Raw genomic sequence first — 12,690 nt, 5'->3', positions numbered from 1 at the left:
TGTAGATAGTTCCCGCAGGTTGCAAATAATCCGCGTATCCAGGCCCGCAGGCAGGCCTGGATACGCGGATGGGCGAGCGTTCTAGCCGCCTGTGCCCTGCCCGATCAGCACCCCATCGACCTTCTGGCCGTAGAGGTTGACGCCGTCATTGGCGTGGAACTTGAGCCGGGTTTTTTCCACCGAGCCTTCGACCAGGCGCGGGTCCTGAGGGCGCTCATGCGCGTTGATGAAGGCCGCCACGTCCCAGGCCTGCTGGTCGGTCAGCGTGCCTGGCTTGCCCAGCGGCATGTTGTGCTTGATGAACGAGGCCGCCGTGTTGATGCGGTGCATGCCGGCACCCCAGTTGTAGGAGTCCTTGCCCCACAGCGGTGGCATCACATAGTCCTTGGCCACCTTCTGGCCCTGGCCGCTGTCGCCGTGGCAGATGGCGCACTGCTGCTGATACACCTGGGCACCGCGCTTGATGTCATAGCCCTGCGCAGGCTTGTCGACCTCCGGGTAGCCACGCCCCGGTGTCTCGACGCCGATCGGTGCCTTGCTCGCCAGCCAGTAGGCATACACCGACAACGCCGTCATCTCGGGGCTGTCGGCCGCCGGCGGCTTGCCGTTCATGCTGAACTGGAAGCAGCCCTGGATACGCTCGGCAAAGGTGTTGACCTTGTCGTTTTTCTTGCGATAGGCAGGGTACATCGGGTAAGCCCCCCACAGCGGCGCCGAATGCGCCAGCCGCCCCTGATCCAGGTGGCAGTTGCTGCAGTTAAGGCCGTTGCCCACATACTCGGGGGCCAGGCGCTTGGTGTCGACGAACAGCGCATAGCCGTCGCGCACCATCTTGCCAAAGGCGTTGTCGGGCAACTCGCTTTCGGCGGGGGGCTTGAAGCTGGCCGGCGTGCTGGCCGGCGCCACCTTCAGTTGCGACTGGTCTTCCATGGCGATCGGGGCCGCCTGAACGCCGCCCATGAACAGGGTCAGGGTAGTGAGTAGCAAGCGATTCATTGAGCGGCCTCCTGGCTGGCGCGGGTGGCAAAGTATTCAGCCAGCGCCTTGACCTCGGTATCGGTCAGGGCTTTGGCGACACCGACCATCAACTGGTTAGGGTCGTTGCTGCGCCGGCCGTCGCGCCATGCGTCAAGTTGCCCGGCCAGGTAGCTGGCAGGCTGGTGGGCCAATGGCGGAAAGTGCTCGCCTACCCCCACACCACCCGGCCCGTGACATTGCACGCACCCGGGGATGCCTCGGCTCCAGTCGCCGTAAAGCGCCAGCGACTCGACCGGGTCGGTTGCCATCTGCTGGCGACGGGTATCAGGGGTGGGCGGTACCGGCATTGCCGCCAGCGTGGCGCTGATGGCGCTGATCTCGGCGTCGCTCAGGGCCTTGGCCAGCGGCTCCATGATCGGCTGCTTGCGGCTGCCGTCACGAAAGTCCTTGAGCTGTTTGCTCACATAGGCGGCCGGCAGGCCGGCCAGGCGTGGGAAGCCGGCGGCGGCCATGCCCAGGCCATCGGGGCCATGGCAGCTCATGCAGGCCATGGCAGAGGGGTTCTCCCCTCCCTGGGTGAATATCTTCTGGCCATCGGCGGCAGTGGCGGCTTGCATTGAAAGCAACAGCAGGCTGCCTATCAGGATTCGATCCAGTGGGATCATCACGGACTCCATTTTTCTTGTTATAAGCTTAGACTTATAAAATATAAGCCTACCGATACTAGGCCTATCCGGCCAGCGCTACAACGCGGGCAGGCACAGAAAAATGCAGGGACAACCACTGAATCGTTTAAACGCGGCTCACGCCGTCACTTGGAGATGCACACGCTCACAGCCGCTTTGACATCCCCCGGGCGCAGGGGAAAATTGCTCAACCGCTCATGCAACTTGACCGCGCTGCCACTCGAGCGCTCGCTGATCTCCAGCACTGCAGCCGGGGACTTGTCCGAGAGCTTCTGCGGAACCACAACGCGCAGGCCGCTACCCCGCTCCTCGATGGTCAGCGGGCCACGGCTATCAGCCAGTTTTTGCTGAACGCAGGTGGCAAACTCGCGTGGCGACTTGCCCGAGATCACGCTCATGGTCTCGGGGCTCTGTTCGATTTCGGCTACATTGGCACAACCGGTCAGCGCAACTGCCAGCGCTGGTACAACCCATTTCATCGGTACCCCTCCATAAAAAACCGTTGGACCATGGCCAGGCCGATTTGCTCCCTGGATTGGCAGTTTTATCTCTGGCCTTGGCACTCAGCCCCACAGTGTAACCCGACATCGTGCTATCGTTTTGATTTGCCAAAAGATCCCTTGCGGAGAGCGACATGAAATTCGTACACCAGCGCGAGCACCTCAATGAAGACGACATCGTCGTCATCCACTGCTCCCAGCGCTGCAATATCCGCCTGATGAACGATGCCAACTTCCGCAGCTTCAAGAATGGCGGCCGGCATACCTATCACGGCGGCGCCTTCGTCGACTTCCCGGCGAAGATCACCGTGCCCAGCGACGGCTTCTGGAACATCACCATCGACACCGTCGGCCCGCGTGCCCTGTCGGCCGTAAGCAAGCCGACCTTCACCCACACGATCAAGATCATCCGCCGTTCGTCGTCGAAGCTGAGATAACCCCATGAGCGAAAACATCAAGTACGTCATCAAGTACAACCTCGACGGCGAGCGTCGTTTCGACTTCGCCGTGCTCAGCAGCACGGCGCCACAGCAGGTCGAGGAAGCCTTGCGCAAACTGCACGGCGAAGACTTCAGCAAGATCACCGACATCAAGGTAAGCAAGGCGCTGTAACCCACGCCCACACAAGGAGCCCCGCGATGAGCCAATGGCCGGACCCACGTATCCTCGACCTGCTCGGTATCGAGTTGCCCATCATCCAGGCACCGATGGCGGGCGCCACGGGGTCGGCCATGGCCATCGCGGTCAGTAACGCCGGGGGGCTGGGCTCGCTGCCATGCGCGATGCTCACCCCCGAGCAGATACGCCAGGAGATCGCGACCTTCAGCCAGGCCAGTCGCGGCCCGCTCAACCTCAATTTCTTCTGCCATCGGCCACCCGCCACCGATGGCGAACGTGCAATCCGCTGGAAGCAGGCACTCAAGCCGTACTACGAAGAAGTGGGTGCCGACTTCGGCGCCACCACCCCGGTCTCCAATCGCGCGCCCTTCGACGAAGCGGGCTGTGCCTTGGTGGAAGACTGCAAGCCTGCAGTGGTGAGCTTTCACTTCGGCCTGCCCGCGCCCGAGCTGCTGGTGCGGGTCAAGGCCAGCGGGGCCAAGGTACTGTCCAGTGCCACCACGGTCGAGGAAGCACGCTGGCTCGAAGCCCATGGCTGCGACGCGATCATCGCCATGGGCTATGAAGCAGGTGGGCACCGCGGCATGTTCCTGAGCGATGACCTCACCACCCAGATCGGCACCCTGGCGCTGGTGCCCCAGGTGGCCGATGCAGTCAAGGTGCCGGTGATCGCGGCTGGCGGCATCGGCGATGCCCGCGGTGTTGTGGCGGCCTTCGCACTGGGCGCCTCGGCCGTTCAGGTGGGCACCGCCTACCTGTTCTGCCCCGAGGCCAAGGTGTCGGCCGCGCATCGCCAGGCACTGCACAGCGCACAGGCCAGCGATACCGCGCTCACCAACCTGTTTACCGGGCGCCCGGCACGCGGCATCAATACCCGCATCATGCGTGAGTTGGGCCCGATGAGCCCCCTGGCCCCTGCCTTCCCCCTGGCCGGCGGCGCCTTGATGCCCCTTCGCGCCATCAGCGAGCCGCAGGGCAACAGCGATTTCAGCAACCTGTGGGCCGGCCAGGCGCTGCGCCTTGGCCAAGCCCTGCCGGCAGCCGAACTGACGCGCCAACTGGCAGAAAAGGCGCTGGCATTGATGTCACGGTAAAACAGATCTTTCCGTTTGTCGGGCAATCGCTATATATTCCAATGCATAACGATTACCTCATGCACATGGAGCTGTTTGATGAGAATGCGCGCCCCTCGTTTTGCCCTGACCGCCGTATTCGGCATGCTGACCCTCAACAGCGCCTGGGCCGATGAAGTCCAGGTGGCCGTCGCGGCCAACTTCACCGCGCCCATCCAGGCTATTGCCAAGGATTTCGAAAAGGACACCGGCCACAAGCTGGTCGCCTCCTTCGGCGCTACCGGGCAGTTCTACGCGCAGATCAAGAATGGCGCGCCCTTCGAGGTGTTCCTGTCGGCCGACGACACCACCCCCGAAAAACTCGAGAACGAAGGCGAAACCGTCAAGGGCTCGCGCTTTACCTACGCCATCGGCACCCTCGCGCTGTGGTCGCCCAAAGCGGGCTATGTGGATGACAAGGGCGAAGTCCTGAAGAAAAACGACTACAAGCACCTGTCCATCGCCAACCCCAAGGCCGCGCCCTACGGCCTGGCCGCCACGCAGGTACTGGCCAAGCTGAACCTGGCCGAGACCACCAAGGGCAAGTTGGTCGAAGGCCAGAACATCACCCAGGCGTTCCAGTTCGTTTCCACCGGCAACGCCGAGCTGGGCTTCGTGGCCCTGTCGCAGATCTACAAGGACGGCAAGGTCAGCAACGGCTCGGCCTGGATCGTGCCAGCCGACCTGCACGACCCGATCAAACAGGACGCTGTGATTCTCAACAAGGGCAAGGACAACGCCGCCGCCAAGGCGCTGGTCGATTACCTCAAGGGCCCCAAGGCCGCTGAAGTGATCAAGTCGTACGGCTACGAACTCTGATGCCACTGGACGCCGGCGACCTGGGCGCCATCTGGCTGACGTTCAAGCTAGCGTCGCTGACTACCCTGATCCTGCTGCTGATCGGCACCCCGATCGCCTGGTGGCTGGCGCGCACGCGCTCCTGGCTGCGCGGGCCGATCGGGGCGATCGTGGCCCTGCCCCTGGTGTTGCCGCCCACGGTGATCGGCTTCTATCTGCTGATCGCCCTGGGCCCCCACGGCTGGCTTGGCCAGGCCACCCAGGCGCTGGGCCTGGGCACCGTGGTGTTCAGTTTCACAGGCCTGGTGATCGGGTCGGTGGTGTACTCGATGCCGTTCGTGGTGCAACCGCTGCAAAACGCGTTCAGCGCCATTGGCGAGCGCCCGCTGGAGGTGGCTGCCACCTTGCGCGCCAGCCCGTGGGACTGTTTTTTCAGCGTGGTGCTGCCCCTGGCCCTCCCTGGCTTCATTACCGCGAGCATCCTGGGCTTTGCCCACACCGTCGGCGAGTTCGGCGTGGTGCTGATGATCGGCGGCAATATTCCCGACAAGACCCGCGTGGTTTCCGTGCAGATCTTCGACCATGTCGAGGCCATGGAGTACATGCAGGCCCACTGGCTGGCCGGCGCCATGCTGGTGTTCTCGTTCCTGGTGCTGCTGGCGCTGTACGCCAGCCGCCGCGGCAAGCCGGCCTGGAGCTGACCGATGAGTGCATTGATCCAGGCCCGGTTGCAGGTGGCCTTCGACGATTTCCGGCTGGATGTCGACCTGCAACTGCCCGGGCGCGGTGTCAGCGCCCTGTTCGGCCATTCGGGCTCGGGCAAGACCACCTGCCTGCGCTGCTTGGCAGGCCTGGAGCGGGCCGACCAGGCCTACATCGAGGTCAATGGCGAGGTCTGGCAGGATTCCGCACGCCAGTACTTCATGCCGCCCCACCAGCGCCCCATCGGCTACGTGTTCCAGGAAGCCAGCCTGTTCCCCCACCTGAGCGTGAAGAACAACCTGATCTTCGGCTGGCGACGCATCGCCCAGCACCAGCGCCAGGTCGGCCTGGAGCACGCCTGCGAGCTGCTGGGCATCAGCCACCTGCTCGCGCGCAAGCCGGACACCCTGTCGGGCGGTGAACGACAGCGCGTGGGGATCGCCCGTGCGCTGCTCACCAGCCCCAAGGTGCTGCTGATGGACGAACCCCTGGCAGCCCTGGACGGCCCGCGCAAACGCGAGATCCTACCGTACCTGGAGCGCCTGCACGACCAGTTGCAGATCCCGCTGATCTACGTCAGCCATGCGCAGGACGAAGTGGCGCGCCTGGCCGATCACCTGGTGCTGCTCGAACAGGGCAAGGTGCAGGCCAGCGGGCCGATCAGCCAGACCCTGGCCCGCCTGGACCTGCCGCTGGCCCTGCAGGAGGACGCCGGGGTGGTCATCGAGGGCGAGGTGGACGCCCACGACGCGGCCTACCAGTTGCTGGACCTGAAACTGCCGGGCAGCGACCTCAGGTTGCGCCTCACCCACGAGGCGCTGGCCCCGGGGGCGCGCCTGCGGGTCAAGGTCCAGGCACGCGACGTGAGCCTGAGCCTGGCCGACGACAGCCGTTCGAGCATTCTCAACCGCCTGCCGGTGCGCGTGTGCGCGTTGCGCGCCGGTGACAACCCGGCGCAGATGCTGGTGAGCCTGGACGCCGATGGCACAGCCCTGCTGGCGCGGGTGACGCGCTACTCGAGCGACCAGCTGGGGCTGCACGAAGGCCAGCAGTTGTGGGCGCAGATAAAATCGGTGGCATTGCTGGGCTAACTTGCGCGAACGGCTGCTGTCCATCGTCAGAGCCCCTACGCGAGCGCCCAGCATGAGTGTCGACCTGCCCCCTTTGCCCAGTGGCCTGCATTACGTGGATGACAGCCGCCCCGGTTTCCATCGGCGCCTGCTGCGCAAGCACTTCGCCTATTTCGACGCGCACGGCCAGCGCATCACCGCACCGGATACCCTGGCCCGCATCAAGGCGCTGGCCATACCGCCGGCCTATACCGATGTATGGATCTGCGCCGACCCGCGCGGCCACCTGCAAGCCACCGGACGCGACGCACGTGGTCGCAAGCAGTACCGCTATCACCCCGACTGGCGCGAACTGCGCGACAGCCACAAGTACGACCGCATGCTGGCCTTCGCCAAACGCCTGCCGAGGCTGCGCAAGCAACTCGACGAACACCTGGCGCGGCCCGGCCTGGACCGCGAAAAGGTCATGGCACTGGTGGTCAGCCTGCTCGACAACACGCTGATCCGCGTGGGCAACCGTCAGTATGCCCGCGACAACCGCTCCTACGGGCTGACCACGCTGCGCACTCGCCATGTGCAGGTCGAAGGCAGCGCGATACGGTTTCGCTTTCGCGGCAAGAGCGGCATCGAGCACCAGGTGACCCTCAAGGACCGTCGCCTGGCACGCATCGTCAAACGCTGCCTGGAATTGCCGGGCCAGGACCTGTTCCAGTGGCAGGACGAGTTGGGGCAATGTCACACCGTCGGTTCGGCAGACGTGAACGCCTACCTGCAGCAATTGACCGGTGCCGACTTCACCGCCAAGGACTATCGCACCTGGGCCGGCAGCGCGCTGGCGCTGGAGTTGCTGCGCGAGCTGCAATGGCAACCGGAAACCGAAGCGCGCCGACAGATCGTGGCCATGCTCAAGCAGGTGGCGTCGCGACTGGGCAATACCCCCGCCGTATGCCGGCGCAGCTATGTGCACCCGGCGCTGCTGGAGCGCTTCGTGCTGGGCGAGCTCCACGCGCTGCCCCGGCCACGGGCGCGCCAGCGCATGGAGCTGGCCGAGGTGGCCCTGGCACGTTTTCTCATGACATTGAATACATGAGATACGAATGAAAATCATTAACTAGCACATTAAATAACCCTACTTTTTAAACGCCGCCGTTCCATAGAAAAAAGACATATCCCCCATCAGGCAGAGAAATTTCCCATATGCGTTGAAGCCCCCTATGCTTGCGTCCATGGGCGATACCGGTTGTGCGTAATTGCCCATCTGCCCAATCGGAACCTGTGACTAAAGACCTCAACAGAATCTTGTGCTCGGGGAATTAATTTCCATCGAATGCGTCTTTAATGAAGGGAAAGACGGCTGTGCCACCGCGCACACCCGGCCTGTGCAGCTACCGCCTGCAAGGCATTCAAAGTTACCAAGGAGAAGTACATGCTGATACTCACCCGCAAAGTTGGCGAAAGCATCGTCATCAATGATGACATCAAGGTCACCATTCTAGGGGTCAAGGGGATGCAAGTGAGGATCGGCATCGATGCACCCAAAGATGTCCAGGTGCACCGTGAAGAGATTTACAAGCGCATTCAAGCCGGCAGCCCGGCGCCGGAGAAGGGGGATGATCATCAGTAACCAGGGCTAATCGAGTCGCACGGATGCGCTTGGTCCCGGCAACACGGTTCACTGAAGCTCTGGCGTATCCCGCCCGGCCTCCGCCACACCGATGAATGCCCTGACCCTGGCCACCATGCTGGCAGTATCGAACGGCTTGTCGAACACTGCAGAAAACAGGTCAGGTATGGCTTTGCCGATACTTGCCTGGGCCCCGCTCATGAGAATGACCGGTAGGTCCGCAAACTGCGCATTGCTGCGAATCGCTTTGGCCAACTCCTCGCCATTCATTATCGGCATCATGTAGTCGGTGATGACCAGGTCGATTCGCACCTTCTCCAGCACGTCCAGGGCCGTCTTGCCATTGGGCGCCTTCTCGACCTTGTAGCCGGCGTCCTCCAGGGCATACCCCAGGATATCGGCGATCACATACTCGTCGTCCACGACCAGAATCGTGCTCATGGCTGCCAGCCCAGGGCTTTCATGCCCCTTGCGCCGATGAAGCGGTGCCCGACATCACCGCGCTCGCCTGAACGAACGCCTTGTCGAGCTCGATGCCTGTCGAACGGATGACCAGCTCCAGCAGGGCCGGATCGTATTCACTGTCGCGCACCTTGAGGATCGACAGCAAGCGTTTGAGCTCGGCGTCCAGCTCGACGAAACGCATCAGGAACAGGTTGTCGACGATCGACGACAGCTCCGACGCGGGTGCGTTGATTTCAGAGCCGAACAGGTCGCGCATCTCCCAGGTCGCCAACACCGTCACATCCTCGGCACGCAGCTCGCCCATCAGCGCACGGAAGAACTCGTTGAGCCGCCCCTGGTTGGTGGCGAGCCGGGCAAACGCGCCCAGGCTGTCGATCAGCACCCGTTTGATGCGGTGCTTGCGTACATGGCTGAGCAAACGGGCGCCCACGCCATCGAGCAACCCTTCGGTAGTGGGCTGCCAGGCCAGGTGCACCGCCCCGCTTTTCTCCAGTGCCGGCAGATCGATACCGATGGCCCTGGCCTTGATGCGCAAGCGCTGCGGGGTCTCGTAGAAGCCGAAATGCAGGCCCGGCTCGGCCACTGTGGCACCGGCCAGAAAACTCAGGCCCAGGGACGTCTTGCCAATGCCCGACGGCCCCATCGCCAGCGAGACCGAAGCGCTGGGAAAGCCCCCGCCCAGCAAGCCATCGAGACTGGCCAGGCCCGTGCCGACGCGGGTCAACACCTCGCTGCCCGGGCTGGAGGGGTGGCTGTAGAGTGCTTCGAGGCGCGGATACACCTTCAGCCCCTGCTCGGTGATCTCGCATTCGTGTACCCCGGACAGCGCCCCGCTGCCGCGGGTCTTGCGCAACTGGATGCGTCGCACCGAACGTGCGCCGTACAGGTCCTCGCCCAGCTCGATGACGCCATCGACCATGGTGTGTTCCGGGCTGCCGTCATCCAGGCGCGAACTGGTAAGCAGCAGCAAGGTGCAGCCGGCAAACGCGGCATGGCCTTGCAGCTCTGAAATGAACTTCTTGGTGTCGAGCACGTTTTCGGCGCGTGAACGTGCATTGAGCAGGCCGTCGACAATCAGCAGGGAGGCGCCCTGGCGGCCGATTTCACCGCGCAGCAGCTTGACCACCGCCTCCAGCCCCTCGCTTTCGAGGGTATCGAAGGCACTGACGAACTGCAGCTGGTTGCCCACCAGCGCAGGGTCGAAAAAGCTCAGGGTGGACAGGTACTGGAACAGACGCTCATGGGACTCGCTCAGCAGCGTCGCCACCAGCACCCGCCCGCCCGTGGCCACATGGTTGAACGCCAACTGGTTGGCCAGGATGGTCTTGCCCGAGCCCGGGCGACCCTGGACGATATAGGACGAGCCGGCCACAAGGCCGCCCTTGAGCAGGTCGTCCAGACCTTCGATGCCTGTAGCAAGACGCTTGAGCTGCTCCACGATAGGTTCACTCGCTTTGAAGGTTGTCGGGCTGGGGTGGCTGCCATGCCGGCAGGCACAGGGTCATGCAGGTGCCGCGACCGCTTTCGCTCTCGACCCTGATGCAACCGTTGCTCTGCTTGGCAAAACCGTAGGCCTGGCTCAACCCCAGGCCGGTTCCCTTGCCAAAACTCTTGGTGGTGAAAAACGGTTCGAAGATGCGCGGCAACACCGCAGCATCGATACCACGTCCGGGGTCGCGCACGCTGATGAGCACATGATCGCCAACCAGCCCGTCCCACTCCCCCTGCAGCACCTGGTTGCGTGCAACCAGTTCGATGCGCCCCTCGGCATCCATGGCGTCACGGGCGTTGAAGATCAGGTTGAGCAGCACCATCTGCAACTGGCCGCTGTCCACCTCGATATCCGATACCTCGCCCTGGATATCCACCAGCAATTCGATGCCCTTGGGCAGCGCCTGGGACAGCAACGCCTGGCTCGCCCGGACCAACTGCGCCACATCGACCCGGCTTGTGCTCTGCACCTTGCGCCGGGCAAACCCGAGCAACTGCTGGGTCACCTGGCTGCCGCGTTCGCCGGCATCGACGATATGCTGCAACAGGCGCTCGGTACGCTGCGGGTCGCGAGAGGTCATGGCCAGCTTGGCCGAGCCGATGATGATCGTGAGCAGATTGTTGAAATCGTGGGCCATGCCCCCGGTAAGCTGGCCGAGGGCTTCCAGCTTCTGCGACTGGAACAGCTGCGCACGCATGGCGTCCAACTGTAATGCGGCTTCCCGACGATCGGTGATGTCGCGGGTGATTTTCGCCAGCCCGACCACCTCGCCCTGCTCGTCCCGAATCACATCCAGTGCCGCCAGGGCCCAGAACTGCGTGCCGTCCTTGCGCATGCGCCAGCCTTCGTCCTGTGCCCCGCCGGTGCTCAGCGCACGATTGAGCAACCAGCCAGGCCGGCCTTCGGCGCAATCCTGCGGCGTGAAGAACATCGAGAAGTGCCGACCGATGACCTCGTCGGCGTTGTAGCCCTTGATGCGCTGGGCCCCCAGGTTCCACGAAACCACATGGCCCTCGAGGTCGAGCATATAGATGGCGTAGTCCGCAACGGTCTGCACCAACTGCTCATAGCGGCTGGCGTGCATGGTTTGAAGGTCAGAGCGCTGGGAAGAATCCATGGCAAACCCGCAGGCACCGCAGTGAGGACAATGAGAAGGTAGACAACCGGGTGCCTCTGCAATTCCGTAATTTCGAAACAGTCGTATCGACCTGCAGGACGTGAACGATAAATCACTGGCGGAACAGTGGCGCAGTGATTGCCCGGTGTCAACGGGTGCTCAGCTATCCGGGCAGTGCCCGGGGAAATCGTTCCGGGCCGGGGGGCAACTTGTTATAGTCCACAGGTGCAAGCGCAACCGGGGGAAGGACGTTGACCACAGATGCAAGGATGAAAGGCATTCACGATGACCTGGAGCACACCGCCGCTGATCTGGAGCAGATCGCGCGCGAAATGGCCGGGCATGCGCGCTACCTGCAGCACTCGGCCCACCCGCAGGATGCCCTGGAAGTGCAGCGCAGCATCAATGGGCTGCAGGCATCGATCGACCAGTTGCGCAGCGTGGCCGACCGCATCGAACCCTAGCCCCGGAGACGCCCATGCTGCCAGAGCGCCCACAGGGCCAACGCGGGCCGCTGACTACCCTCGTCTACAAGCGCCGGGGCCGCGTCGGGTTGTTTTTCGTCGCCGCCCTGTCGGTGCTGGCGGGCATGACCGACGCCATCGGCTTTCTCGCCACCGGCGATTTCGTTTCTTTCATGAGCGGCAACACCACGCGCATGGCCGTCGCCCTGGGCGATGCGCACTGGGCACTGGTGGCCCGCCTGGCCCTGCTGATCGGCGCCTTCATTGCCGGCAACGCGCTGGGGGTGATCATCGCCCGCCTGAGCGCCAAGCGAGCATGGCCGCTGCTCGCCCTGTCGGCGGCACTGCTGCTGGGGGCAGGCCTGTGGGGCGCGCAGGCGCAGTTGCCGGCGCTGCTGGGCGCGATCATCGCCATGGGCATGCTCAATGCGGCGGTCGAAGAGGTGAACGGGCTGCCCATCGGGCTGACCTATGTAACCGGCGCCCTGTCGCGCTTTGGCCGCGGCCTGGGCCGCTGGCTGATGGGGGAGCGGCGTCCGGGCTGGCGCGTGCAACTGGTGCCGTGGTCCGGCATGTTCGGCGGCGCAGTGCTGGGCGGGCTGCTGGAGCACCGCTACGGCCTGGCGGCGCTGATGGCCTGCGGTGGCTTCGCCTTGGCGCTGGCCATCGTGTCACTGCTGATTCCCCGCCGCTGGCTGCGGCGTTACATGGCAAAGTAGCGGGTGCGCGAGTTGACTCGAATATAACGATGAGTTATAAAGCCGCCTTGATCCGGAAGGTAAAGTGTCGCACACACCCTGTGCCTGACCTTGCAGCCGGATGATCCGTGCGAGTGTGGTGGAATTGGTATACACAGCAGACTTAAAATCTGCCGGCGTGAGCCTTGCGGGTTCGAGTCCCGCCACTCGCACCATCTTCTGAAAAGCGCCCCTTGGGGCGCTTTTCTGCTTTCTGCGTCCTGCGTTCTCCCTCGCCTTGCCCCTGCCCCTGCGTCCATCTCCCTGCAGCAAAATCTGCAGGGATGAATTGACTTGTACAAATTTCCCTCTAACCTGCAAATATCT

The 12,690-nt window shown here is 63.5% G+C and carries 16 protein-coding genes and 1 tRNA gene; 11 read left to right on the top strand and 6 right to left on the bottom strand.

The genetic code is table 11. The features are described from left to right. Positions 1-81: 81 nt before the first annotated feature. The 3 genes from NP552_RS17125 to NP552_RS17115 form a co-directional block, all read right to left on the bottom strand. A complete protein-coding gene (locus tag NP552_RS17125) occupies positions 82-930 on the bottom strand; it encodes a c-type cytochrome (protein ID WP_370409331.1) in 849 nt (282 codons plus the stop codon). 62 nt (positions 931-992) lie between these two features. Further along, positions 993-1,643 (bottom strand): c-type cytochrome, encoded by a 651-nt coding sequence (locus NP552_RS17120; protein WP_100632575.1) that lies wholly within the window; start codon positions 1,641-1,643, stop codon positions 993-995. A 146-nt stretch (positions 1,644-1,789) separates the two neighbouring features. Continuing rightward, positions 1,790-2,143: a hypothetical protein gene (locus NP552_RS17115; protein WP_043861738.1), complete on the bottom strand. Its 354-nt coding sequence runs from the start codon at positions 2,141-2,143 to the stop codon at positions 1,790-1,792. Between the two features lie 155 nt (positions 2,144-2,298). Between NP552_RS17115 and NP552_RS17110 the strand changes: the two genes are divergently transcribed. From NP552_RS17110 to csrA, 8 genes are all read left to right on the top strand, one after another. After that, a complete protein-coding gene (locus NP552_RS17110; protein WP_043861737.1) occupies positions 2,299-2,601 on the top strand; it encodes a DUF1883 domain-containing protein in 303 nt (100 codons plus the stop codon). A gap of 4 nt (positions 2,602-2,605) precedes the next feature. Continuing rightward, complete coding sequence (locus tag NP552_RS17105; RefSeq protein WP_088514404.1) at positions 2,606-2,776, top strand: hypothetical protein; 171 nt, start codon at positions 2,606-2,608, stop codon at positions 2,774-2,776. A 26-nt stretch (positions 2,777-2,802) separates the two neighbouring features. Continuing rightward, complete coding sequence (locus tag NP552_RS17100; RefSeq protein ID WP_274096949.1) at positions 2,803-3,876, top strand: NAD(P)H-dependent flavin oxidoreductase; 1,074 nt, start codon at positions 2,803-2,805, stop codon at positions 3,874-3,876. Positions 3,877-3,954: 78 nt separating this feature from the next. After that, positions 3,955-4,713, top strand: coding sequence for a molybdate ABC transporter substrate-binding protein (gene modA / locus NP552_RS17095; RefSeq protein ID WP_274096948.1), 759 nt, complete (start codon positions 3,955-3,957; stop codon positions 4,711-4,713). After that, the gene (modB, locus tag NP552_RS17090; RefSeq protein WP_274096947.1) at positions 4,713-5,393 is read left to right on the top strand and encodes a molybdate ABC transporter permease subunit; all 681 of its coding nucleotides are present in this window, start codon (positions 4,713-4,715) and stop codon (positions 5,391-5,393) included. The genes modA and modB overlap by 1 nt, the downstream gene beginning before the upstream one ends. Before the next feature lie 3 nt (positions 5,394-5,396). Continuing rightward, entirely contained in the window at positions 5,397-6,485 is a 1,089-nt protein-coding gene (gene modC / locus NP552_RS17085) for a molybdenum ABC transporter ATP-binding protein (protein WP_078481840.1), read from the top strand. 52 nt (positions 6,486-6,537) lie between these two features. After that, the gene (locus tag NP552_RS17080; protein ID WP_274096946.1) at positions 6,538-7,554 is read left to right on the top strand and encodes a DNA topoisomerase IB; all 1,017 of its coding nucleotides are present in this window, start codon (positions 6,538-6,540) and stop codon (positions 7,552-7,554) included. 336 nt (positions 7,555-7,890) lie between these two features. Beyond that, positions 7,891-8,088: a carbon storage regulator CsrA gene (gene csrA, locus NP552_RS17075; protein ID WP_043861731.1), complete on the top strand. Its 198-nt coding sequence runs from the start codon at positions 7,891-7,893 to the stop codon at positions 8,086-8,088. Positions 8,089-8,136: 48 nt separating this feature from the next. Here csrA and NP552_RS17070 read toward each other — a convergent pair whose 3' ends face one another. From NP552_RS17070 to NP552_RS17060, 3 genes are read right to left on the bottom strand one after another with little or no spacing between them, the layout of a single operon-like run. Beyond that, positions 8,137-8,529, bottom strand: a complete 393-nt coding sequence (locus NP552_RS17070) for a response regulator (RefSeq protein ID WP_054914301.1) — start codon at positions 8,527-8,529, stop codon at positions 8,137-8,139. A 19-nt stretch (positions 8,530-8,548) separates the two neighbouring features. Beyond that, the gene (locus tag NP552_RS17065; RefSeq protein ID WP_043861729.1) at positions 8,549-9,994 is read right to left on the bottom strand and encodes an ATPase domain-containing protein; all 1,446 of its coding nucleotides are present in this window, start codon (positions 9,992-9,994) and stop codon (positions 8,549-8,551) included. A 4-nt stretch (positions 9,995-9,998) separates the two neighbouring features. Then, complete coding sequence (locus NP552_RS17060; RefSeq protein ID WP_054914300.1) at positions 9,999-11,162, bottom strand: two-component system sensor histidine kinase NtrB; 1,164 nt, start codon at positions 11,160-11,162, stop codon at positions 9,999-10,001. A 269-nt stretch (positions 11,163-11,431) separates the two neighbouring features. On the opposite strand from NP552_RS17060, the gene NP552_RS17055 reads away from it, so the two are divergent. The 3 genes from NP552_RS17055 to NP552_RS17045 all read left to right on the top strand — a co-directional run bounded on the left by NP552_RS17055 (position 11,432) and on the right by NP552_RS17045 (position 12,539). Beyond that, positions 11,432-11,626 carry a hypothetical protein gene (locus NP552_RS17055; protein WP_043861727.1) on the top strand — a complete coding sequence of 65 codons (195 nt, stop codon included), beginning with the start codon at positions 11,432-11,434 and terminating at the stop codon, positions 11,624-11,626. A 14-nt stretch (positions 11,627-11,640) separates the two neighbouring features. Further along, positions 11,641-12,345 carry a YoaK family protein gene (locus tag NP552_RS17050; RefSeq protein ID WP_043861726.1) on the top strand — a complete coding sequence of 235 codons (705 nt, stop codon included), beginning with the start codon at positions 11,641-11,643 and terminating at the stop codon, positions 12,343-12,345. 109 nt (positions 12,346-12,454) lie between these two features. Continuing rightward, positions 12,455-12,539, top strand: a tRNA-Leu gene (locus NP552_RS17045). Positions 12,540-12,690: the final 151 nt, after the last annotated feature.

The organism is Pseudomonas sp. 8209 (assembly GCF_028682105.1).
Lineage (GTDB): Bacteria > Pseudomonadota > Gammaproteobacteria > Pseudomonadales > Pseudomonadaceae > Aquipseudomonas > Aquipseudomonas palmensis.
The sequence above is the reverse complement of the archived record's forward strand: the minus strand, read 5'-3'. Positions and strand labels throughout refer to the sequence as shown.